Annotated in this window: 21 protein-coding genes; 8 read left to right on the forward strand and 13 right to left on the reverse strand. The window is 37.0% G+C overall.

All coding sequences use genetic code 11. The features are described 5' to 3' along the window. Nucleotides 1–7 precede the first annotated feature (7 nt). The 7 genes from FJ651_RS14820 (at nucleotide 8) to FJ651_RS14850 (ending at nucleotide 6509) form a co-directional block, all read left to right on the forward strand. A complete protein-coding gene (locus tag FJ651_RS14820) occupies nucleotides 8–1111 on the forward strand; it encodes a heparan-alpha-glucosaminide N-acetyltransferase domain-containing protein (protein WP_140991474.1) in 1104 nt (367 codons plus the stop codon). Nucleotides 1112–1383: 272 nt separating this feature from the next. Continuing rightward, nucleotides 1384–2751: a S41 family peptidase gene (locus tag FJ651_RS14825; protein WP_140991475.1), complete on the forward strand. Its 1368-nt coding sequence runs from the start codon at nucleotides 1384–1386 to the stop codon at nucleotides 2749–2751. Nucleotides 2752–3151: 400 nt separating this feature from the next. Further along, nucleotides 3152–3892 carry an SDR family oxidoreductase gene (locus FJ651_RS14830; protein ID WP_246085385.1) on the forward strand — a complete coding sequence of 247 codons (741 nt, stop codon included), beginning with the start codon at nucleotides 3152–3154 and terminating at the stop codon, nucleotides 3890–3892. 22 nt (nucleotides 3893–3914) lie between these two features. Continuing rightward, nucleotides 3915–5297 carry an NAD-dependent succinate-semialdehyde dehydrogenase gene (locus FJ651_RS14835; RefSeq protein WP_140991479.1) on the forward strand — a complete coding sequence of 461 codons (1383 nt, stop codon included), beginning with the start codon at nucleotides 3915–3917 and terminating at the stop codon, nucleotides 5295–5297. 325 nt (nucleotides 5298–5622) lie between these two features. Next, nucleotides 5623–5952: a YtxH domain-containing protein gene (locus FJ651_RS14840; RefSeq protein WP_140991481.1), complete on the forward strand. Its 330-nt coding sequence runs from the start codon at nucleotides 5623–5625 to the stop codon at nucleotides 5950–5952. Nucleotides 5953–5954: 2 nt separating this feature from the next. Then, entirely contained in the window at nucleotides 5955–6302 is a 348-nt protein-coding gene (locus FJ651_RS14845) for a hypothetical protein (RefSeq protein WP_140991482.1), read from the forward strand. 6 nt (nucleotides 6303–6308) lie between these two features. Further along, entirely contained in the window at nucleotides 6309–6509 is a 201-nt protein-coding gene (locus FJ651_RS14850; RefSeq protein ID WP_140991484.1) for a DUF6327 family protein, read from the forward strand. Between the two features lie 135 nt (nucleotides 6510–6644). Here FJ651_RS14850 and FJ651_RS14855 read toward each other — a convergent pair whose 3' ends face one another. From FJ651_RS14855 to FJ651_RS14900, 10 genes are all read right to left on the reverse strand, one after another. After that, complete coding sequence (locus FJ651_RS14855; RefSeq protein ID WP_140991486.1) at nucleotides 6645–7568, reverse strand: 1-phosphofructokinase family hexose kinase; 924 nt, start codon at nucleotides 7566–7568, stop codon at nucleotides 6645–6647. 74 nt (nucleotides 7569–7642) lie between these two features. Then, complete coding sequence (locus tag FJ651_RS14860; protein ID WP_140991488.1) at nucleotides 7643–8404, reverse strand: SDR family NAD(P)-dependent oxidoreductase; 762 nt, start codon at nucleotides 8402–8404, stop codon at nucleotides 7643–7645. A 6-nt stretch (nucleotides 8405–8410) separates the two neighbouring features. After that, the gene (locus FJ651_RS14865) at nucleotides 8411–9175 is read right to left on the reverse strand and encodes an SDR family oxidoreductase (protein WP_140991490.1); all 765 of its coding nucleotides are present in this window, start codon (nucleotides 9173–9175) and stop codon (nucleotides 8411–8413) included. 3 nt (nucleotides 9176–9178) lie between these two features. Further along, nucleotides 9179–9538, reverse strand: coding sequence for a cupin domain-containing protein (locus FJ651_RS14870; protein WP_140991492.1), 360 nt, complete (start codon nucleotides 9536–9538; stop codon nucleotides 9179–9181). A gap of 3 nt (nucleotides 9539–9541) precedes the next feature. Further along, the gene (locus FJ651_RS14875) at nucleotides 9542–12349 is read right to left on the reverse strand and encodes an alpha/beta hydrolase family protein (RefSeq protein ID WP_140991494.1); all 2808 of its coding nucleotides are present in this window, start codon (nucleotides 12347–12349) and stop codon (nucleotides 9542–9544) included. 134 nt (nucleotides 12350–12483) lie between these two features. Next, nucleotides 12484–14364, reverse strand: a complete 1881-nt coding sequence (locus FJ651_RS14880; protein WP_140991497.1) for a CocE/NonD family hydrolase — start codon at nucleotides 14362–14364, stop codon at nucleotides 12484–12486. A gap of 216 nt (nucleotides 14365–14580) precedes the next feature. Beyond that, nucleotides 14581–15633 (reverse strand): NAD(P)-dependent alcohol dehydrogenase, encoded by a 1053-nt coding sequence (locus tag FJ651_RS14885; protein WP_140991498.1) that lies wholly within the window; start codon nucleotides 15631–15633, stop codon nucleotides 14581–14583. Between the two features lies 1 nt (nucleotide 15634). Continuing rightward, the gene (locus tag FJ651_RS14890; protein ID WP_140991500.1) at nucleotides 15635–16471 is read right to left on the reverse strand and encodes a dienelactone hydrolase family protein; all 837 of its coding nucleotides are present in this window, start codon (nucleotides 16469–16471) and stop codon (nucleotides 15635–15637) included. 19 nt (nucleotides 16472–16490) lie between these two features. After that, nucleotides 16491–17591, reverse strand: a complete 1101-nt coding sequence (locus tag FJ651_RS14895; protein WP_140991502.1) for an alkene reductase — start codon at nucleotides 17589–17591, stop codon at nucleotides 16491–16493. A 145-nt stretch (nucleotides 17592–17736) separates the two neighbouring features. Beyond that, a complete protein-coding gene (locus FJ651_RS14900) occupies nucleotides 17737–18654 on the reverse strand; it encodes an EamA family transporter (protein ID WP_140991504.1) in 918 nt (305 codons plus the stop codon). A 154-nt stretch (nucleotides 18655–18808) separates the two neighbouring features. Here FJ651_RS14900 and FJ651_RS14905 point away from each other — a divergent pair, with 154 nt between their 5' ends. Then, nucleotides 18809–20362, forward strand: a complete 1554-nt coding sequence (locus tag FJ651_RS14905) for a M20/M25/M40 family metallo-hydrolase (RefSeq protein ID WP_140991506.1) — start codon at nucleotides 18809–18811, stop codon at nucleotides 20360–20362. 72 nt (nucleotides 20363–20434) lie between these two features. Here FJ651_RS14905 and FJ651_RS14910 read toward each other — a convergent pair whose 3' ends face one another. The 3 genes from FJ651_RS14910 to FJ651_RS14920 all read right to left on the reverse strand — a co-directional run bounded on the left by FJ651_RS14910 (nucleotide 20435) and on the right by FJ651_RS14920 (nucleotide 22892). Beyond that, the gene (locus tag FJ651_RS14910) at nucleotides 20435–20896 is read right to left on the reverse strand and encodes a cold-shock protein (protein ID WP_140991508.1); all 462 of its coding nucleotides are present in this window, start codon (nucleotides 20894–20896) and stop codon (nucleotides 20435–20437) included. A gap of 180 nt (nucleotides 20897–21076) precedes the next feature. Beyond that, nucleotides 21077–22357: an NAD(P)/FAD-dependent oxidoreductase gene (locus tag FJ651_RS14915; protein ID WP_140991510.1), complete on the reverse strand. Its 1281-nt coding sequence runs from the start codon at nucleotides 22355–22357 to the stop codon at nucleotides 21077–21079. 4 nt (nucleotides 22358–22361) lie between these two features. Beyond that, entirely contained in the window at nucleotides 22362–22892 is a 531-nt protein-coding gene (locus FJ651_RS14920; RefSeq protein ID WP_140991512.1) for a DUF4251 domain-containing protein, read from the reverse strand. Between the last annotated feature and the right edge of the window lie 65 nt (nucleotides 22893–22957).

A 22957-nucleotide genomic window follows, 5' to 3' on the forward strand; every position in this document is an offset into this window, starting at 1 on the left:
CCAACTTTTGAGTACCAAACGACTCTTTTTTATTGACGCCGTTCGTGCTTTTGCTATCTTAATGATGTTGCAAGGCCACTTCATTGACGCATTACTTGAAGTAAGATTCAGAAGTAATGAATATACCGCTTTTACCGTTTGGTCTTATTTTAGAGGTATCACCGCTCCTACCTTTTTTACAATTTCAGGTTTAATTTTTACCTATTTACTTATTAAAGCCAAACAAAAAGGTGAAGAGTGGTTTAGAATTAAGAAAGGACTCATTAGAGGTATTATGTTAATTGGTATTGGTTATTTGTTGCGTATACCAATATTGATGTGGTTTGAAGGTAAATTTGATACTTATTGGCTTGTAGTGGATGTTTTACAGTGTATTGGATTATCGCTCATCATTATTATTCTACTGTATTTAATTACCTTTAAAAAAACACTGATATTTTCAGTTCTACTGCTTGTATTAGGAACTGTCATATTTGTAACAGAACCTCTGTACCGAAATCTAGATTTAAGCCACCTGCCAATTGCTATTGCCAATTATATGAGCAAAGCCAATAAATCTGTTTTTACGATTTTACCGTGGTTTGGTTATATGGCTTATGGCGGATTTATTTCCACCTTATTTTATCGCTATTTAGAGCGGAATGTGTTTAAAACCAGTATCATCATTGGATTTATTACAACAGGCATCATATTAATAAAATACTCATCTTTAATATTATATAAACTTAATTTAATGACTGGTATTGAAGTATTTAAATTAAGCGCCGGCTATAACTATCTCTTTACAAGACTAGGTGATGTGCTGATTTTATTTGCTGTTTTTTATTTACTTGAAAATGTCCTAAAGCATTTTTTAATTTTAAAAATTGGTCAAAAAACCTTATCTATTTACGTTATTCATTTTATAATTATCTACGGAAGTTTTACCGGCTTGGGATTGAGTCAGCTCATTGGAAAGACCCTAGCGCCGTGGGAAGCAGTTTTTGGGGCATTCATGTTTTTGATTTTGGTTTGTATCATTGCGTTAAACTACGTTAAAACTAATGAGTTCATCTACAGTAAAATTCTTTTACTAGTCAATAATATTAAACGAAAATTCGGATTCGAATAATTGATAATTTGTTCAAAAGAATTTGCCGGTAAATTCAAATAATTCTATCTAATGAGATTCGAGGTAATTTCATCTCTTATTTTACAGGTTCGTGGTGTTCAAGATTAACTCTAATTACTTTTTACAACTATTTTATAGTTCAAGTAAATCTGGATTAAATTCTCTTGATGAGCTACCATATTGGTATTAAGCACTTTCAAAATTTATATTCATTCCTGTCACAAACATATTAGTTGCTCGTCTTATTTGTACTAAACTAAATCATCATTGTCATGAAAACAATCTGTATGTTTTTTGCTATTTTAGGTGGACTGTCGGTTTTTTCTCAGCCAAAATTGGACACTCTTGTATATCAAAAAATTCAAAATGAACGCTTTCCAAAAATAGAGTTCGATACCACCTTTGTTACCAACAGCCTTAGCATGGAGGAAAAAATTCAAGCGCTTAGCACTGTTTGGCACGAGGCCAAATTTAACTTTGCCAACTTCGATTTGATTCCTCATGTGCAATGGGACAGCTTGTATCGGGCTTATATACCTAAGGTAATGAACACTAGCGACATTATGGATACCTATACTGTATTAATGCAATTCAACCAGCATTTAAGGGATGGTCATACACGTGTTTTACCACCGTTGTATCATTTAAAAAAACAAAAATTTAATCGTGTTCCTATCTATTTTAAAGAACTTAACGGGCTAGCGGTGGTATACGATATTAAATCAACCGATCCTGCTTACGATAAAATTAAAAAAGGAATGATTTTGGAATATATAGATGGTGTACACGTACAAGATTATATCCTTAAAAATATCAGTCCAACACTTCATTTTTCAACAAAACAAGACAGTATTGGTAGAATCTATTATCATGATTTACTAAACGGCCCGGAAAACAGTTCGGTTAGGCTAGATTTTAAAACCGACAAAGGCACATCGGTATACGAGATTTTTACACGTTCTCCTTATGACTGGAACACCAAAACCCCGGTAACCTACCAAACCTTGCCTGGCAATGTTGGACATTTAATCATTGATAGCTTTGTAAATGAAGATACCTTTACAGAATTCAAAAAACACTTTCCTGAAATAATGAAAACCAATGCCTTGGTTATTGATATCAGGCATAATGGTGGTGGAAACGGTCATTGGGGCCATGAGATTATTGGCTATTTAACCAAAGAGCCTTTTTATCCGTCTTTGACCTTGATGAACTCCTACCATCCGTCAGAACGCGCTTGGGGTGGAAACGCCATTCAATCTAAAAAAATAAGCTACGACTGGAAACCCTATCATACAGAAACCTATAACAAACCAGTGGTTTTACTTATTAGTGAATTAACCTATTCTGCCGCTGAAGATTTTAGTGCTGCGTTTAAAATTGCCAATAGAGGTATTTTAATAGGCACAGCCACAGGTGGTAGCACCGGTCAACCTCTTGGCTATCCGTTACCCGGTGGTGGTATAGGTTTTGTTTGTTCTAAGCGTGATGCCATGTATGATGGCACTGAATTCGTGGGAATCGGAATAAAACCAGACATAGAGGTACAACCTACTCTAGAAGGTTTGCAAAAAGATAAAGATGAAGTTTTAGAGCGTGCGTTGCAGTATATAAAGGCGCAAAAAAGTCAAAACCAGTAAATTTACCCAATTCAAAAAAGCCTTTTTAAATTTATGAATTTTGCGAATACTGCACTTCCTATTTTTTTGGAGGTGCAGTTTAGTTTATATAAAGTTTAATTATAACCTCGCTACTGCGACAATCTATCACCATAGCGCGCGATAGCATATTAACGACAAAGTCAATTCGAAGCTATTCAGTATTTCTTGGGCAGCGTAATAAATCCTTGCACTTGTTTTCCGATCGCTACCTGTGGCGCAACCATATTACCTCTCTGTAAATTCTTATTACATAAGAAACAAGTTATCAACTACTTTGATTTCTATAAACATCTATTATTAATCTGTAATGATTGCCAAACCTGATATTGGTAAGTTTACAAAAATTGAAATAGTAAAATTAACAATTAAAAAAAATAAGATGAATTTAAAAAACAAAGTTGTAATAATTACAGGCGCCTCTAGTGGGATAGGAAAAGCGACGGCTATGAAACTAGCCAAAGAAGGTGCTTCTATAGTATTGTGTGCAAGAAGTGAAGATGAACTAAATACCCTTAAAGATAGTATTGTAAAAAACGGTGGTAAAGCAATGGTCGTAAAAACAGACGTTACTAAACCATCCGATTTTAAAAAAGCGATTTCTCAAACCTTAGATGCATATGGGTCTATCGATGTTTTGGTGAATAATGCAGGATTGATGCCACTCTCCTACGTTGAAAAACTGAAGACCGATGAATGGGAAAAAATGGTAGACGTCAACATAAAAGGTGTGTTTAATGGCGTGGCAGCCGTATTGCCCACCATGCGAAAAAACAAAGGCGGCCATATCATCAATATTTCATCTTCTGCAGCACATAATTACTTTCCTGGCGGTGCTGTGTATTGCGCCACTAAGATTGCAGTAAAAATGTTTTCAGAAGGACTGCGAAAAGAGTTGGCACCTAAATATGGTATTAAAGTAACCTCTATAGAGCCAGGAGCTGTAGATACAAGCCTATTTGAGTCTATTACAGACGAGGATATAAAAGAAAAATTAAAAGAGATGCAAAAAATGACCAAACTAGAGGCTGAAGATATCGCCGATGCTATTTTCTATGCATTAAATCAGCCCGACAGGGTAAATATCAACGATGTTTACCTTATGCCGACTGAACAAGGATAACAGACGATCAAAAATAAACACCATGAAAAAAGAAAAAACAATAGAAACTATCAATCCCACAACAGGCAAAAGTCTGCATCATTATTCCTACATGAGCGACGAAGCTGTTAAAAAGGCTATATCAAAATGCCATAAAGCTTTTGAAACGTGGAAAGAGATTTCGCCGAAAGATCGCGCTAAAATCATTCTATCCATTGGAAAAGAATTGATCAAGTCGAAGGAAGAATTAGCGCAATTAATGACCGACGAAATGGGGAAAACCCTAGAGCAAAGTCGGCAGGAAGTAGATTTATGCGTTGCTATTTGCAACTATACGGCTAAGATAGGACCAAAAGAATTAAAAACAGAAGATCGGGAGATGGTAAACGACAATAAAGGACGCATAACTTATGCACCTATAGGAGTCGTATACGGCATACAGCCATGGAATTATCCTAGCTATCAAGTGGTGCGCTATTCCATTGCAAGCCTTATGGCTGGTAACGGTGTGTTGTTGAAGCACGCCTCAAATGTAACGGGATCAGGTAAGCTACTTGAACAAATTTACCAAAAAACCGATATTCCAGACGGTTTGTTTACCGTGTTGGTTATTAACCACGATCAGTCAGATACTGTGATAACAAATAAACTAGTGCGAGGCGTTACACTTACCGGAAGTCCAGATGCAGGAAAAAATATCGGACAAAAAGCAAGCGCCGCATTGAAAAAATCGGTATTAGAATTGGGAAGCAACGATGCCTATCTGGTTTTTGAGGATGCCGATATTAACCTTGCCGTAAAAGCCTGCGTAAAAGGACGTATTTATAACAACGGTGAAACCTGTATTGCAGCTAAGCGCTTCATTGTCGTGGAAAAGGTGTATGATGAATTTCGGGATAAATTTGTAGAAGCCATGAGCAATGTCAAAACTGGCAACCCCAATATCAAAAGTACGCAATTGGGCCCAATAGCACGTGAAGATCTTCGCAATGAACTGCACCAACAAGTGGTGGAAAGTGTAAAGAAAGGTGCCAAAATAGCCTGCGGAGGAAAAATACCCAACGGAAATGGCTTTTTCTATCCAGCAACAGTTTTGGAAAATGTAAAACCGGGTCAGCCAGCTTATGAAGATGAACTCTTCGGGCCGGTAGCATCCTTAATAAAAGCTAAAAACAACAAAGATGCTATGCGCATTGCCAATGACAGTCGCTTTGGACTTGGTGGAGGAATCTTCTCTAAAAACGAAGAGGCCGCTTTCGAAATAGCCGAGAAATACTTCGATACGGGTATGGTATTTATCAATTCTTTTGGTTTGGCCGATCCTGCCATGCCATTTGGTGGTGTTAAAGAATCTGGATACGGCCGAGAACACGGTGGTTTTGGACTTAAAGAATTTGTAAACATAAAAAGTGTTATGTATAGATAGGTTACTTGATTACAATTGGCAATGGCTCGTTGGTAGCATGATTTGACCCTACGTCAAATTTTGAATGCTTTGGTTCAACAAAAAAACCAAGAGATTGAAAGCCTAAAACTTCTAATCTCTCAAAATATATGTTCCCTACCAACTAAGCTCAACTATTACCTGGACACAGAACTCCTAATGGTCTTCGAATGTTAAAGTAATTCTAAATTAACTTGTTAATTCAAAAAATAATTGTATTATATAGATATCTTATTTTCAAAATACAATTACAATTTTGAAATAAGTCAAAGACAAAATATTAACATTAACAAAAACTTTAAACATTATGGGAAGAGACAGTAGTACACTTTTAGGAATATTAGCAGGAACAGCCATTGGCGCAACTTTAGGAATATTGTTTGCACCAGATAAAGGCTCTAACACAAGACAGCGCATCGTAGACGAAGCCCAGGCTGCCAGAGATAAAATTCAGGAAGGGGCAGTTCATTTGAAAGAAAGTGTTGTAAACACGGTGTCGCATAAAAAAGAAACTTTAGATGAACAAGTTGAATCTATAGTTTCCGATATGAGTCACAAAACTGAAGATGTCATCACTACACTTGAAAACAAGTTGGCTGAGCTTAAGTCTAAAAATAAGAAATATCAAAAAGCATAAGCATGAATATTTTTGAATCCGTAAGTAAATCAACCGGTAAAATGTCGGATTCCGGCGAAACTTATATCAAAAAAACTCAGGAATATTATACACTCAAAGTATTTCAACAGCTAACAATTTCAGCTAGTTTAATTGCAAAAGCATTAATTATAGGTGGATTATTGCTAATCGTCTTATTCTTCTTGGCTTTTGCAGCGGCTATGGCATTGGGCAATATACTTAATAACATAGCTTTAGGTTATGTATCTGTTGCCGGTATATTCTTGTTGTTTACTGCCATCATTTATTTTAACCGACACCTTATTAGTAATAAGATAATTAAAACTTTATCTCATAAATTCTTCGATTAATAAACCATGAAAAATTACCAAACTTTTGAGGAAATCGATCAACATCTAAAACTATTAAAGTTAGAGCGCGCGATTGCCTTAGAAAAAATGAAATTGACAAAAAACGAATTGAAAGAGGACCTAAAACCGGCCAATTGGGTAATTACAATGACCAATATTGCCGGAAAGTACGGGTTTTATATATTGTTAAAGCGTTTTTTTAGATAATTGTAGTTTATAATATTGTACTTAACTACTATAAAGTCTATGAAAAGTACAATTTTTCTGATGGTCAACAGTCTTAAGAAAAAACTTAAAGTTTAGATGCTTTTTTTCGTATAACCTTCATATAAATATTGGTTGTCAAGACAGTTCTTTTAAGATTTTATAAACGTTTTCAGTCTTAAACAGTCCGGTTCCTTCAGCCATCGTAGTGGCAGAACCACATGCAATACCCATACGCAAAACGTTTTTCATGCTGCTATTGTTTAGCAGAGCGGAGACCATACCAGCTACCATACTATCCCCGGCACCTACTGTGCTCCTAACCTTTACGAGTGGTGCAGGCTGATATATTTTTTCGTTGTTATTAAATAAGGTGGCTCCTGATGCACCCATCGATACTACAACAATTTCTGCTGAACCATTGTTTATTAATTGTTTTGCAGCGGTTTCCATTGTATGAACCGTTAATTCATTTTTACCGGTAAGGACGGCTAATTCGCCAATGTTTGGTTTTATAAGATAAACGCCTTCCTCTACCGCGGCCGTGAGAGCTTCACCTGAAGTATCTATAACAACCTTACTGTTTTTATTCTTGCAAATTTGAATGAGGTCTTTCATCAATTCAACATTAACGCCATCTGGAAGACTTCCGCTAATTACTGCTATTTCAGGGAAATCTTTGATAGCGTTAATGGTATCTAAAAGTATTTTTTGCTCATTTTTAGAAAATGGCTGGCCCGGAAATCCAAATCTAAATTGTTGATTAGTTAGCGTGTCAACCACAATAAAATTTTCTCTTGTTTCATTTTTTACCGAAAATGGGAGTATTTGCAAACTCTCTTCTAGCAACAACGATTCTAATAATTTTCCGGTTCTACCGCCCGAAGTAAATAATGACAAGGAGTCAAGCCCAAGTTTTTTTAGCGCTCTTGAGACATTGATACCGCCGCCACCAGGTTCGTATTTTGGATTATCACAACGTAATTTTTTTTCAGGAACAATGCCACTAACAGAACTACTTTTATCTACACTGGGATTAATAGTGATGGTCAATGCCTTCATAATCTTATTATTTGTTATTTATTACTTTCCAAATTTCTGAAACGTAAATCCTCTTTTAAAGTACAACTAGCTTTTCACCTAATATGGCTTCCCGCATTCACATCAATGGTAGCGCCGGTAGCGTGATCCATTTGTCCGCTACACATCAACCCCACCAATGGCGCTATATCTTCTGGTGTGGTGAGTTCATTCAAAGCTATTTCACTTAAAATACGTTCTTCTCCATAGGTATCTATAAATGCTTCAGCCATTTGCGTACGTGTAAATCCCGGAGCAACTACAAAAGCCTTGATATTATCTTTACCAAATGAACGTGCAACACTTCGCGCCAAAGAAGTTAAACCGCCTTTAGACGCTGCATAGGCTAAGTATTCTTGTGTTTCACCTCTAAACGTGGCTCTGCTACCAATATAAATAAATCGACCACCCGCAGCTTGAGATTTGAAGTGGTCAATCCCTAATTTAGTGAGTAATCCAACCGAATCAAGATTTATAGCTAAAGTTGTTTTCCAAACCTCGAACCAATTATCAATAGAATCCGTAATTGGATGCGCTACAAAAACACCGGCATTTAAAACCACACTATCAAGATTGCCATAAGTAGAAACAACATCATCAAATAATGTTTTTACGGATTCCGGTTTGCTCAAATCAGCTTGAAAACAACGAGACTCGGTATTTGGATACTTAATGACCAATTCTCGAGCCGCGTCTTGTCCACTATTAAAATGTACAGCAACATTGGCGCCATGTTGCATTAAATAATCGGCAATGGCATAGCCAATACCTTTTGAAGCGCCGGTAACTAAAATTTTTTTATTCCTTAGATTCATCATCTTGTGTTATAGCATGCTTTTTATCCAACCACCATCAACCGCCAATGAAGTCCCTGTAATATAACTAGCTCGTTCGCTTGCTAAAAAGGTAACAGCTGCAGCAAATTCTTCGGGATTTCCGAATCGTTTTAAGGGGATTTCGTTGATGGCATCTTTAAAATCGGGATTGGTATCTATTAAAGATAACAACCTGTTAGTTTTGGTATAGCCGGGCATGACGTTGTTAACCGTAATATTGTAAATACCTAGTTCGTTAGATAAACTTTTTACTAATCCAACTACCGAAGCCCGCACCGAATTCGATAAAATTAGATTATCAACCGGTTGCTTCACGGCCTGAGAGGTAATCGCAATAATTCTACCCCATTGTTGTTGTTTCATCCCGGGAAGTACAGCTTGAATTAAGGCTACAGCACTTTCTAGTAGTAGTTGATAGGTCTGATGCCACTGATCGAGTGACAAATCTTCAAACCTGCCTGCCGGTGGACCACCTGTATTGGTAACTAAAATATCGATATGATTGACTTCTTTAAAAATAGATTCTAGTACTTTGGCCCGTTCGGTTGGGTTTGATAAATCACCTGCAATGGCGAGAACTTTGTAATTACAAGCCACCTCAATTTCTTTTTGAGTCGCTCCCAATCGATCGGGATTCCGACCATTAATAATGACTCTTGCACCTTCTTGAGCTAGTTCCATGGCAACAGCCTTTCCTAATCCATCACTGGAGGCTGCCACAAAAGCTATCTTGTTTTTTAAACCTAAGTCCACGAGTTACTTTCTTAAATAATCATCGGTACCATCTAACCAGTCGGCGCGTATGGGCGACCAGGTATCTACTTCTTCCACATCCCCAATCATTAAGGCCTCGTGAGGTAAATGAGATGGAATGACTACAGAATCACCAGGGCCTAAATCCATAGTTTGCTCCTTGTCAGCTCCAAACCAAAAACGAATGGTACCTGATATTACCTGAGTAACCTGTTCGTTTTCGTGATGGTGAAGCGGCACCAAAAAGCCGTCTTTAAATTTCATTTTAGCAACCATAACTTTATCGCCGTAAATCATTTGGCGTTGCATTTTTTCGGTAACTTGTTCTACAGGCACTTCGGCCCAGTTGATTTTTTTTAGCATGATTTATTCTTTTTCTATGAGTTCATATCCTTGATGAATGCCTTTTTCCAAAGCCGGCACACCGCTTTCCATCCATTTGGGTTTGGGCGCATCTTTTAAATAATAATCAAAAAACTGCGCCATTCTAATATTGAAATCTTTTCGGTTTTGCATTTTTAAAGGCCAGTGAGGCTCACCGTTATAATTGAGCATCCATGACGCCTTTCCTAAACGTCGTAAACTTGTAAAAAATTCAATTCCCTGATACCATGGCACATGACCATCGGCGTCGTTATGCATAATAAGTAAAGGTGTATTTATTTTATCGATGTTGAAAATAGGCGAATTCTCAACATAGCGTTGCGGATAATCCCATGGCGTACCTCCTATTCTACTTTGGGTGTGCTCGTATTGAAATTGACGACTTAAACCTGTTTGCCATCTAATACCGCCATAAGCGCTAATCATATTCGCTACCGGAGCACCAGACTCAGCTGCCTTAAAAATATCGGTTTTGGTCACTAAATAGGCTATTTGATAACCGCCCCAACTGTGACCCTGTGTACCAATTCGGTCTTTGTCAATAAAGCCTTTTTCAATCAAAGACGTAACACCTGGAATAACGCAGTTAAGTGCACTTTCGCCGGGGTATCCAATGCGGTAATGGATGTCGGGGTTAAAAATAACGTAACCACGACTGGTGTAAAAACTGTAGTTGATTGAGGATCTTTCGGCTCTTGGAATGCGGTGATTGTGCAATCCATCAGAACTTCTCTCGTAAAAATTAACCAATAAGGGATACTTTTTATTGGGATCGAAGTTTTCGGGTTTAATCAACATCCCGGTTAAGGGAATGCCATCTAAAGACGTCCAATACACCAATTCGGCACTTCCCCAGTTGTAATTTTGTTGCTGCGGATTGGCATTACTAATGACCGTTTGTTTTTTAAAATTTAAATCTGAAAGTCTGATATCAGGAAACTCAGTAAATGATTGTCGACTATAAATTACGGTATTATGATCTCTGGCTTTCTGCGGATTTGAATAACGGAATGGTCCGTCTAATAATTGTTTTCCGCTTTTGGTTTTATAGTTGTATTCGTAATAACCTAAATTCTTAGTTTCTTCATTATAAGTAGTTAAAAACCATTTACCTGAAGTATCGATATAATTATCATCAGGGTTTAATTTCACAAAACGATAGCGCATATTATTGGGTCTGCCATCGGTTAATTTGCTGGCATTAGCTGTTTCCGGGTTGAATTCCCAAATATCAAATCGGTCATATATCACAATAGATTCATCATCCTTGGTCCAGCCAGCCAAACCATAAGAACCGGGCTCGATAGGCGAATCGTTTAATTCGTCATAAAATACTTTACCTCTAGTAAGTTCGGTATATTTTAAAGTTTCTAAATTGTAAGTGTACCAAGTGCTGTCAATAGCGTGATAACCGTAGGCGTATTTACCATCAGGACTTATTTGAAGGCTGCCAAAAAACTGTTTAAAAGCCGGTTGGACGTTACCATTATTGACATTTACGATGGCTACATCTGCAGGACGTTTGATAGTCCACTGACTTTGGAGCGTGTAAGGCATACTATTACTCACAATAGCGTAGTTTGAGTTACCTTCTTCCGAAATTCTGGCATCAGGAAATTCTTCTGTAGCGATTTGAACAATGTTCTTGGTATTGAGTTGATAAACCGTTTCAAAAGACTTTTTTTGATCGCTCTCAGCCTGTATTTCCTGCACTGTGTACAGCCTTGGCTCGTTGTAGGTCCAAACTTCAACGTTCACAATCTCTTCGTCTAACAAGGTGGTATCTTTTACAATTGGCGGCACTGACAATCCAAAATACAACCTAGACTCATCTTTGGAGAATTTTAAACTACCATTAGATGACACTAAATAACCTTGAGGAGCCGAACTATTATCAAGCAACAATTCTGCTTGATTGTCATTAGAATTCCACGAATAAAGCTGATTTGGCCTTACAAATGCTTTAGTTGTATCGGTATCGACGATAAAACCCAATCGGTTTCCTGAATCGCTAAAGCTCAATTTCGGATAGGTAGTTTTGGTATGCGAAGCAAACACTCGTTGGGTAGATTGATTTTCTAAATCGACTACAAATACACCGGCATTGTCATTATCTACATTGCCTGTGGTAGTATATGCCAGCTTCTTTCCTTCTTTAGCGAACATGTAGTTAGTTACAAAAGGAATGGTGTCTTCTTTAGCTGTTTGCAAATTTCTAACAACCAAATGATATCCGGTTTTGTCACCAGCAACTTTTGGCTTCTTTTTGGTTTTAGTGGAATCTTTTGGGGTTGAATCTTTTGACTTTTCATTATTTGAAGGTTTTTTCTTTTCGTCTAACTGAAAAGTATAAGCTACATAACCCGACCATTTTTCAGGGAGTTGATACGATTTAATATGGGCTATTTTTTGAAGGGATTTATTCTTTAAGTCGAAAATTCCTAAAGTATCCTTTGGCATTTTTTCTTTTTTAACCTTACGGCGTTTCATTTCGGTAATGCTGTCTTTCCGCGGTTTAATGGTGAAAATGGCGTAATTGCCATCATAGGTGAAGCTACCGCGTTCTGAGCGCTCGTGTTCAAACACCAATTTGGCTTTGTTATCCTTAATTTTTAAATGCTGATCTTTTTCACCCTTTTCCAGTGAATACATCACAAAGTCACCTTCGGGTGAAATGGTTTCTCTTTGAATGGTATTCCAAATATCATAGTCTGAATGATCTAATACTTTCTTTTGAGAAAATAGGTTGATATTTAAACATAGCAACAAAAGGTAAAGAACTGATTTCATGTGTTGTGTTTTACTGTATTTAAACTAACAATTTCTTCGTGCAACTCTGTGTATTCTATGTGCTACTCTGTGATAGAACTATTAAAGAAAGATTCGCTAAGAAACATAGATTTTTTTGAAAGTTATTTTACAAATTATTTTACAATAGGAATACGTATTTGCGATGGATAAGCCTTTGAATGGTGCACCTTATTTGTAGCAACTACGCCAACCGATTCGTCAAAATTATTACCACCGGTATTTAAATTTCGGGCGAATCGCGGAAAATTACTGCTGGATATTTCAATGCGAATGCGGTGACCTTTTTTAAAGACATTACTGGTAGAAAGCGGTGTTAAATTAACTTCGTAGACTTTACCTTCTTCCATAAACACCTCTTTATCATATCCTTCATGGTAACGTACTCTCTGAATGGTTTCGTCTAAATTATAGGCTGTATCATCCGGATACACATCAATTAGTTTTAAAGTGAAATCGGTGTCTTTTACATTAGAAGAAACGTATAAGACGGCCTCAATAAAACCTGAGACTTCGGTATCTTCTTTTAAAACATCGGAAGTATAAACCAAAATATCATCGCGCATTTCCATATCTTTTTGATCAAAAGCACCGGCTTTAATGGCATTGCCTGTGCAACAAACGTTACCGCCATAAGATGGAACCGGCTTCATTGGGTCGTAAACAAAACTATCGGGGTTGTCGGCTGTTGGTTTTTTAGAAGTTAATGTACCATCACCAAAACGAGTGTTAGCTTTTCCGTTACTGTTCAAATAAAAAGTCGTCATTTTGGTGTTTTCGGGTGGCCAGGTATTGGCACTTTGCCACTCATTGGTTCCCATGGTAAAATATTGCACACGTGGTGTGTTTTCTTTAAAATCGTTTTTTTCGTCTTTCAACCATAAGTCGAACCATTTGGTAATTTGCTCGTTGTAGTTTAAACGAGCATCTCCAACGCTACGTTCGCCAACAATGGTGTTTTCGGTTGCTCTTGTGTAGGCGCAATGCAAAGTTGGTGCGATTACCAGATACTGATTGTCTCTTATAAAAGCATCTTTAGTATTCTTTCTAACATGATTAAACAAAGCTAAATTAGGCGTGATAGACACATCATACCATGAAGCAAACCAAAAGCTGGGCTGGCTAATCTCCATATGATCGTGATAAATACCTCCTTCAAACCATGCAGGATCGTTTGGCTTTCTAACAATCATTTTATCAAAAATTTCGCGCTTGCCGTTAACGTTCTTTAAAATATCTTGAATGGGCAGATGGCTTAGAGCTTCCGACATATCTACCGAAGGGTTTTTTGGACCTAAATCATAAAATCTAGAAATACGAATCAGGTCTTCCTGCGTAGCACCTTCAGGAATACGTGGTTTGAATTTATCGTGTTCTACGCCATAAAGCCAAGCAAAAAATAACATTTGTTCTGCGCCACCGCGGTACCAGTTACCTTGTTCATTAATATCACCAACTCTGCCAACACCGGCACCAAAACCCTGCGGCACCATGGCCGCATGCGAAGGATGATCTAAGGCTGATACTGCCATTTGCCATTCTGCAGTAGATGAGCAACCAATGGTTCCTATTTTACCATTAGACCATGGTTGATTTTTCATCCATTCAAAAGCGTCGTAGCCATCGGTTAGAGGAACGCCTAGAATATCCCACTCGCCTTCAGAAAAATAACGGCCACGTTCATTTTGAACCACGTAAATATAGCCTTGTTTTATATAATCTAAAGCTCGTTGTGCTTCTCTTAAACTTTGTTTACCATCCACCCATGTATTAAAATTATAAGGTGTTCTTGAAAAGATGATGGGATACTTACCATCGGCTTTGGGTCGATAAATATCGGTTGCAAGCCTGATACCATCACGCATAGGCATCATTACTTTTTCTTCTACTATGCCAATCTCGTTAAGTTGCGCTAAAATGTCTTCTTGGGACTGAATATGGCTAAACCAAAACAGGTTGCACGCTAAAGCAATGTAAACTTTTGTAAAGAATCTCATAAATTTGAATAGTTAGTTGGTTATTGTAGTTTCTAAAGATAGAAAAATGTCATCATAGAAATCCTGATAATTTCCACATTTAACAATACATTAAGCGAATGTAACTTTTATACAATTCCGAAACAAAATTGAATTAGCATGCCAAAAGATTGTTATTCAATAAAAAAGCCAACAACACAGGGTTATTGGCCTTTTATAGCAATTATGTAATAGAATTTAGTTCTTTAAACTTTCCATATCAATGACAAATCGGTATTTAACATCTGCTTTGATAACGCGTTCGTAGGCGTTGTTAATATCTTGCATGTTTATCATTTCAATATCTGAAGTGATATTATGTTCTCCACAAAAGTCTAACATTTCCTGAGTTTCTTTAATACCGCCAATAAGCGAACCGGCTATGCGCTTTCTTCCTAAGATAATACCACCGCCATGAAATGGTTTTAAAGGTTCTACCGCTCCAACCATTACCATAGTAGCATCGCGTTTTAGCATAGCAATATAAGGATCCATTTCATGGGCCACAGGCACAGTGTTTAAAATAAAGTCGAAACTATTGAGATGCTTTTGAACTTCAGATTCATCGGTTGAAATTAAAACTTCATGTGCACCTAACGATTTAGCATCTGCGGCTTTTGAAGGCGAAGTAGTAATCATTACCACATGAGCTCCCAAAGCGTTGGCGAATTTAACACCCATGTGACCTAAACCGCCTAAACCAACGATGCCAACTTTATCTCCTTTTTTTACATTCCAGTGTTTTAAAGGCGACCAAGTGGTGATACCGGCACACAATAAAGGCGCCGTTCCTTTGGCATCGAGATTCTCAGGTACTTTTAAAACAAATGATTCGTCTACAACAATAGTGGTAGAATAGCCACCATAAGTATAACCACCTAAATGTTTATCGGCACTATTATAAGTTCCTGTCCAACCGTTTTCGCAATATTGTTCTAGTCCGTCGTTGCAGGAATGACAAGTTCGGCAGGAATCTACTAAACAACCCACACCAACCAAATCACCTGCTTTGTATTTTGCAACCTCGTTACCAACTTCTAACACACGACCAATAATTTCATGACCCGGAACGACAGGATAAACGGAGTTTTTCCAATCATTTCTAGCTGTATGAATATCGCTGTGACAAACGCCACAGTACAAAATTTCAATGCGTACATCTTTGGCCTTTGTTTCGCGACGCTCTATTTGCAACGCTTCTAGTTTTTCGTCAGCACCTTTGGTGCCGTAAGCTTTTATTTGTTGATTCATCTTATTTAAAGGTTTCGGTTAATAAAATTTGTAATTCTTCCCATGATTTCTCATCTGCTTCTTTGTTATAAGCTAAAGGTAAGTTAAATTTCTCACCTAAAGCATCAGCATCTTTCGATGTGAATGCATGCACTGCACCAGGATAGGCTACATATTTATAATCGGCATTAATACTATCCATTTGCTTTTTAAATGTTTCAATTGATTCAGACGAAGCAAATGGGTCGTCGGCACCATTACAAACAAGTACCCTTGCTTTTAGCTGATCTGAAGGCATGACCGGCAAGGCCACGCCACTATGAAAAGCCGCTACTGCATCTAAATCGCTACCGGCATTGGCCATTGACAAGGCAACACTACCTCCAAAACAATAACCAATAGCTGCTATTTTTTCCGCATCTACGTTTGGATTAGACTTTAATAATTCTAAAGCTGCATTAAATCTGGCAGTTGCTTCTTCCATGTTTTGCATCACCATACCTGCAAATTTACCGGCATCGTCGGGATGATCGGCTTGTTTTCCATCGCCATACATATCAACGGCTAGTGCTACATAGCCCAATTCGGCTAACATATCGGCACGTTCACGCACATAATCGTTGTGTCCCCACCATTCGTGGATAACAAGGATTCCCGGACGTTTTTCGGTATTGTTTTCATCAAAAGCGATGTAACCTTTCATGGTTGTTGAATCGGTAGCATAGGTAACGGTTTCGCCTTTAATATTCACTTCTACTACTTCAATAATGTCTTCCGAAGTAGATTTTTTAGATTCATCTTTACAACTAAATGTGCTTATCAACACAACAGCCATCAAGCTAAAAATTGTTTTTTTCATAATATTTGTGTTTAAATGTTTATTGGTTTAAAAATTTATAATCGGTATAACCCTTTTGGCCGGTAGTGTAAAACGTACTATCGTCCCATTCAGCTAATGGAGCGTTTAGTTTAAAACGTTCTACCAAATCCGGATTAGAAATATAAGGCTTACCATAGGCTACCATATCGGCCAATCCTTCCTCTAAAATAGCGTTGCCTTTTTCTTGGTCAAATTCGTTGTTAATTATTAGTATGCCTTTATAAAGCGGACGGAAATGCTTTGCAATTTGGGTGACTGCGTGCGGTACCTCAGACACATCGGTAAATGGCTCAGATAAATGTAAGTAAGCTAAATTATAATCATTTAGACGTTCAACTATATATTCAAAAGTGGGAATAGTTTCTTCATCTAAGGTCATTCCAAAGGCATTATGTAAAGAAGGATTGAGCCTCAAGCCTATGCGTTCTTCGGGGATTTCTTTTTTCACGGCAGCAAGTACTTCAAATAAAAAGCGTGCTTTATTTTCAATACTACCACCATAAACATCAGTGCGCTGATTAGATGAATTATTAAAAAACTGATGAAACAAATAACCATTTGACGAATGAATTTCAACGCCATCAAATCCTGCTTCTACAGCGTTTTTTGCCGCGTTAGCAAAATCGGCAATGGTAGTTTTTATATCTTCAATAGTCATTGCCTTAGGTGTTACGGTTTCTTTAAATCCTTGCGGCGTATACGATTTAGCATTGGGATTAATTGCCGAAGGTGCTAAAGGCAATTCACCATTATGAAAATCAGGGTGCGACATGCGACCTACATGCCATAATTGAATGAAAATTTTACCGCCTTTATTGTGTACTTTTTTTGTTACCAATTTCCATCCTTCTACTTGTGCTTTAGAATAAATTCCGGGAGTATTGATGTAACCAACAGCTTGTTTTGAGACCTGTGCACCTTCGGTAATGATCAGTCCGGCCGATGCTCGCTGCTCATAGTATAAGCCGTGCAATGCCTCGGTTGGTGCGTTCTCAGCATTATCGGCCCGGCTGCGGGTCATAGGTGCCATAGCGATACGATTATTAAGTTGGATAGTGTTGGCTAATGATATTGGTTCCAAAAGTGGTTGTTTTGTCATCTACAGAATAATTTTTTTAAAGATTTTTTATTGATCTCTAAAGATACAACATGCAAATAACCCTGCTATTATACAAATAGCACAATTCTGTTAAGATTTGTTAAACTTTAGTGGCCAAAACATTAATAGTAAACATTAGAATTGTTTACCTTTTAAATCTGGAAAAAATAACCATGGTTCTTTTGGTGTTGATAAAATAAACACCTGTTAATAAAACCATGGCAGCAATGATTGACTGAGAAGTAATAGTTTCATTTAAAAAGTACCAACCAAGTAATAAAGCTACAATTGGATTTACATAAGTTGAAGTGGCCACTTTTTCTGGAGATACAAATTTTAACAGGTAGTTAAATGAAGTAAAAGCAACGATACTGCCAAAAATAATTAAGATGGCTAAAGACCAGTAAACGCCTTCACTCCATAGGGTAATGTTTAACCAAGGTTCATTAAATGCCAGGCTGGCAACACATAATATCAATCCACCTGAAATCATTTGATAGGCTGCGGTTACAAAATAATTCTTGGGTAAATCGGCTGTACCTACAAATAAACTTCCATAGCCCCAACTAACCATACAGGCAAAAATCATCAGCATACCGATAACAGAATTTTCCTGACTTAATATAGCCTTCTGGCTTACCAGAAGGTAAATACCAATAACGCCTAAAACAACACCAATGATAGAACTTGATTTAATTTTTTTACCTTGAAAAATCAGCATTAATATCAAAACCACCAGTGGTTGCGCCGAAATTTCAAGGGCCGCAAAACCGCTATCTACGTATTTTAAAGCCCAAACAATGATACCGTTACCAAAAGCCAGAAATAAAAATCCGCTGATGATACAATTTCGTAATTGAGTTTTGGTGATTTTGAGTGAAATACCTAAAATCCTGCAAAGTATAAAAATTAAGATACCTGCAATTGTAAAACGTACCGACGCCAAAAAAAAAGGTGACAATTCTTTTACTGCAATTTTGTTGAGCAAATAGGTAGAACCCCAAATAAAATAAATTGAGAAGAATGCTCCTATTACTAGAAACTTATTTGGTGGTTGGCTCATTAGTTATAAATATGACGCAATATTAGCAGTATTATTTTTAATTACCCTTAAATGAAATCCTAAAAATGCGAAAAGAAAAGAGGCTTTTTGAAATATTTAACACAGTTAAAACAACAATACAATTAACTTTATGCAATTCTTAAACTAACTAACTATGAATTCAATTTTTAAAGTATTTATTTTTAATTTATTACTTCTTCCATCATTGATTTTGGCTCAGGATCAAGAGACCATTGTCAAAAACATTATGGATGAAACTTACAACAATTCGCAACTTGAGCAATTAGCATTCGAGTTACTGGATGAGATTGGTCCGCGTTTGGTAGGTTCACCTCAAATGCAACAAGCACACGATTGGGCTGTTGATAAATTTAAAAGCTGGAATATTTCAGCCGAAAACCAGCAATACGGCGAATGGCGTGCATGGGAACGCGGTATTACACATATTGACATGGTGTCTCCCCGCGTTAAATCTATTGAAGGTATGCAGTTAGCTTGGAGTGCAGCCACACCTAAAAAAGGCATTACTGCTGAGGCTATAATTTTACCAGAAAATATTTCAGACTCATTGAGTTTTGCCAACTGGTTGCCAAATGTAAAAGGTAAATTGGTATTAACTTCTATGCCTCAACCTACTGGAAGACCAGATTATAACTGGGAAGAATTTGCCACACCCGAATCATTTGAGAAAATGAAAAAAGAACGCGACGAGCAAACAACAGCCTGGAATGACAATATTAGAAAAACCGGATACACAAGTAGAACCTTAGATGCAGCCTTAGAAGATGCCGGTGCCGCAGGTATCGTTCAATCATACTGGTCCAGAGCTTTTGGAGCCAACAAAATATTTAGCTCCAGAACTAAAAATATTCCAACAGTAGATATTTCATTAGAGGATTATGGCTCAGTATACCGCTTAGCCCTAAACGGAAAGAAACCAACTTTGCGTATATATGCCGAATCGAAAGATTTGGGCACCGCTCCTACTTTTAATACCATTGCACGAATTGAAGGCACCGAAAAACCTGACGAATACATTATTTTATCAGCACACTTTGATTCTTGGGATGGCGGCACCGGAGCCACCGATAATGGCACAGGAAGCATTACCATGATGGAAATTGCGAGAATTTTAAAGAAACACTACCCTAACCCTAAACGCACAATTATTGTTGGTTTATGGGGTAGCGAAGAGCAAGGATTGAATGGCTCTAGGTCTTTTGTTCACGATAACCCAAAGATTGTAGAGGGTGTTCAAGCAGTTTTTAACCAAGATAATGGTACCGGTCGCGTTGTGAGTTTAGGCGGACAAGGATTTTTGAATTCATACGATTACCTTACCCGCTGGATGCAACCTGTGACTGAAGATATTAAAAAGCATATAGAAACTAACTTTCCGGGAAGTCCTGCCGGAGGCGGTTCAGATTATGCTTCTTTCTTAGCAGCCGGTGCACCGGCCTTTAGCATGAGCTCTTTAAGCTGGTCTTACTGGAATTATACCTGGCACACCAATTTAGATACTTATGATAAAATTGTGTTTGACGATTTGAAAAATAATGTGGCTTTAATTGCCATTATGACTTACATGGCGAGTGAAGACCCTGAAAAATCGTCTAGAGAACGCGCGGTATTACCTTTAAACAGAAGAACCGGTGAACCAATGGAATGGCCAACACCTAGAGATGGCAATAGAAAAGGAGGTTTCTAATATTAATATGACTCAAAACAAAACAGCCTGAAAATATCAGGCTGTTCTTGTTATATAAAAATTCAAAGTGTTTTATTTAATTACCTGCACTTTAATAGCATTGAGGCCTTTTTGCCCCTTTTCTAATTCAAAAGAGACTTTGTCGTTATCAGTAATGGTATCGATGTGCGCACTCACATGCGTGAAGTATTTTTCCTGATCTTCATCGTCAATAATAAAACCGTAACCTTTTGAAGCGTCAAAATACGAAACCTTTCCTTTTCTTACAGGATTAAGAGCTTCTCTATCTTCTTTGGTTTGTTTTGGCACTCCAACTTCAATATTTTTAGCCTTGATTTTTACTTTAAGTGAAGGATCTGGCGGTGTGTCAGAAAGTTGTCCGTCGTGCCCAACATAAGCAATAGGAATACCTATGGTTCCATTTTCTTCCCGATCTTGTTTACGGGCTTCCATTTTTTTACGCTTATCGTCGCGTTTTTTTAATCGTTTTTTTTCTTTTTCAGATTTGTTAAAGGTTTGCTGTGATTTAGCCATTCAATAAAATTTAATTAATAATAATCAGTTAAGGCCAATATCACTAGAAGAGAAAAGTTAATAAGATCTTTGAGAAGACCAGAAGTAAATTTCAAAAACAATAATAAATACAGTCACCTTACACTGTGACTACAAAGATAAGGGTTTTCTGCATTAGTTTTGCGGCGTTTAAAAATAATTTTAAATATATTCTGAAGTTAATTCTTCAACAAAGAGACCATCTTCTAAAGCGGCAATAACACCTTCGGCTGCACGTTCGCCACTAGTCATGGCCGCGTTTAAAGAAGCATTCAATAAATAATCTCCTGCCAGAAAAATGGTTGGTTTTATTCTGGTTTCGGTTGCAGCCATATCGCATCTTAAATCATGCAATTTTGGCAAGGCCTTGTCTATTTTAAACCTTTTTATAAATTTTGCATCATCAATTTTGCAATAGTTCTTTAGTTCTTTAATTACTCGTTCTACAAGTTCATCTTCTTTGAGATTGTGCGATTTCACCACCGTTACCGATAATAAATTCTGAGCACCAACACTGTCTACATCTAAATTATTATGTAACCATAAATTGTTGATGAGTGCATCAGTATCGGCTATCAATCCAATTAATGGCAGCTTGTATGGTTTTTCAGGAATTTCAAAATACAAACAATCGCAACTTTTCCATTGTGTTTGCTGATTGTTAAGGTTGCCAATTAAATGTTCGGCTGCAGTTGCTATAATGGTAAAGTGTGTTTTTAGCTGTTCTCCATTTTCTAAAACAATTACTTTGTCTTTAACCTCTTTAACCTTTGTGTTGTATAAAATTTTAGTAGATTTTAATTCTTTTACCAGTTGATTGGTAACGCCTCCAATACCGGCTTTTGGCAACACTGCGTTACCTTCACCAAACATTTTAAAAACAAACTCAAACATTCTACTGGAAGTTTCTAAATGAGGTTCTAAAAAAATACCCGAATAAAAAGGCTTAAAAAATTGTTCTATCACTTTATCTGAAAATCCTTTTGACTTTAAATATTGAAGCGTAGTTTGCTCCGGTTTGTTAAAAATGTCTTTAATTGTAGTATTCCTAAGTGATTTGTTAAGTGCTAAAATTTTAAGTTTATCTGAAATTGTAGCAACATTAGTTAATAAAGTAGACCATAATAAATTTTTGTTTCTAAATCCGTCGCCTATAATTTGTTTTTCGCCGTTTTTAAATATAATAGCACCGGGAGCAAAGTATTGTGCTTCTAAAGCATCTAAATTAAGGTATTGCTTTACCTTTGGATAGGCATCTAACAACACCTGAAAACCGTGATCTAACTGATAGCTATTTACCAAATCTGTTTTAATTCTGCCTCCGGCCCGATCTGACGCCTCAATTATAATGGGCCTGTAACCGTTTTTTTCTAAAACTTGCGCTGCTATTAGACCACTAATACCAGCACCAATGATGTGTATTTTATAATCTTGCTTATTCAAAATATTATTTCTTTTTTATGGGTAGTATAAGCCCTGAATAGGTTTGGGCATTTCTTTTATTAGAAGCAAAATACAATCGGCCTGAGCCATCGCTTTCTATTTCCAGGTCAAACTGATAACGTTCCTTTTCATCTACCACAACAAAAGTAATGAGTATTCTGTAATTGTCATCTTGAAAATCAACTTTATACTCGTCGATTTCTGATTTAAAATTGATACCGGCACTTGCATAACCATCATTATATCTTGTTCCAAAGTAAGGTAAATTGGCTTCAAGAATATTATTCTCAAATCGCAACCTGTTAACATTACCCAATAAACTTATTCGCGGTTGTCCTAAAGGAAATACCCAATCGGCTTCATAATCAAAATTACCACTTTCAACCAATGCTTTCGTATTTTGATAATTAGTAGCAATTTTTAATTCCTTTCTTGCCTTTTTATCTAATTTCTTAGGTGGTTGTTCCTGGGCAAAACTCATTCCATAGAAGGCTATAAAAAATATGATGATATGTAATTGGGTATTTATAGGCATTTAGTTGCAAGTTTAATTCTCTCTAACAAAAATAACTGATGCAAAGATAATTTCACTTATAAGAA

The organism is Paucihalobacter ruber, from assembly GCF_006494535.1.
Classification (GTDB): domain Bacteria; phylum Bacteroidota; class Bacteroidia; order Flavobacteriales; family Flavobacteriaceae; genus Paucihalobacter; species Paucihalobacter ruber.

What these genes read in the sequence shown, in the direction of transcription:
- FJ651_RS14825 (WP_140991475.1), top strand. Translation starts at nt 1,384, where the DNA reads ATGAAAACAATCTGTATGTTTTTTGCTATTTTAGGTGGACTGTCGGTT.
- FJ651_RS14830 (WP_246085385.1), top strand. Translation starts at nt 3,152, where the DNA reads ATGAATTTAAAAAACAAAGTTGTAATAATTACAGGCGCCTCTAGTGGG.
- FJ651_RS14835 (WP_140991479.1), top strand. Translation starts at nt 3,915, where the DNA reads ATGAAAAAAGAAAAAACAATAGAAACTATCAATCCCACAACAGGCAAA.
- FJ651_RS14840 (WP_140991481.1), top strand. Translation starts at nt 5,623, where the DNA reads ATGGGAAGAGACAGTAGTACACTTTTAGGAATATTAGCAGGAACAGCC.
- FJ651_RS14845 (WP_140991482.1), top strand. Translation starts at nt 5,955, where the DNA reads ATGAATATTTTTGAATCCGTAAGTAAATCAACCGGTAAAATGTCGGAT.
- FJ651_RS14850 (WP_140991484.1), top strand. Translation starts at nt 6,309, where the DNA reads ATGAAAAATTACCAAACTTTTGAGGAAATCGATCAACATCTAAAACTA.
- FJ651_RS14855 (WP_140991486.1), bottom strand. Translation starts at nt 7,568, where the DNA reads ATGAAGGCATTGACCATCACTATTAATCCCAGTGTAGATAAAAGTAGT.
- FJ651_RS14860 (WP_140991488.1), bottom strand. Translation starts at nt 8,404, where the DNA reads ATGATGAATCTAAGGAATAAAAAAATTTTAGTTACCGGCGCTTCAAAA.
- FJ651_RS14870 (WP_140991492.1), bottom strand. Translation starts at nt 9,538, where the DNA reads ATGCTAAAAAAAATCAACTGGGCCGAAGTGCCTGTAGAACAAGTTACC.
- FJ651_RS14875 (WP_140991494.1), bottom strand. Translation starts at nt 12,349, where the DNA reads ATGAAATCAGTTCTTTACCTTTTGTTGCTATGTTTAAATATCAACCTA.
- FJ651_RS14880 (WP_140991497.1), bottom strand. Translation starts at nt 14,364, where the DNA reads ATGAGATTCTTTACAAAAGTTTACATTGCTTTAGCGTGCAACCTGTTT.
- FJ651_RS14885 (WP_140991498.1), bottom strand. Translation starts at nt 15,633, where the DNA reads ATGAATCAACAAATAAAAGCTTACGGCACCAAAGGTGCTGACGAAAAA.
- FJ651_RS14890 (WP_140991500.1), bottom strand. Translation starts at nt 16,471, where the DNA reads ATGAAAAAAACAATTTTTAGCTTGATGGCTGTTGTGTTGATAAGCACA.
- FJ651_RS14895 (WP_140991502.1), bottom strand. Translation starts at nt 17,591, where the DNA reads ATGACAAAACAACCACTTTTGGAACCAATATCATTAGCCAACACTATC.
- FJ651_RS14900 (WP_140991504.1), bottom strand. Translation starts at nt 18,654, where the DNA reads ATGAGCCAACCACCAAATAAGTTTCTAGTAATAGGAGCATTCTTCTCA.
- FJ651_RS14905 (WP_140991506.1), top strand. Translation starts at nt 18,809, where the DNA reads ATGAATTCAATTTTTAAAGTATTTATTTTTAATTTATTACTTCTTCCA.
- FJ651_RS14910 (WP_140991508.1), bottom strand. Translation starts at nt 20,896, where the DNA reads ATGGCTAAATCACAGCAAACCTTTAACAAATCTGAAAAAGAAAAAAAA.
- FJ651_RS14920 (WP_140991512.1), bottom strand. Translation starts at nt 22,892, where the DNA reads ATGCCTATAAATACCCAATTACATATCATCATATTTTTTATAGCCTTC.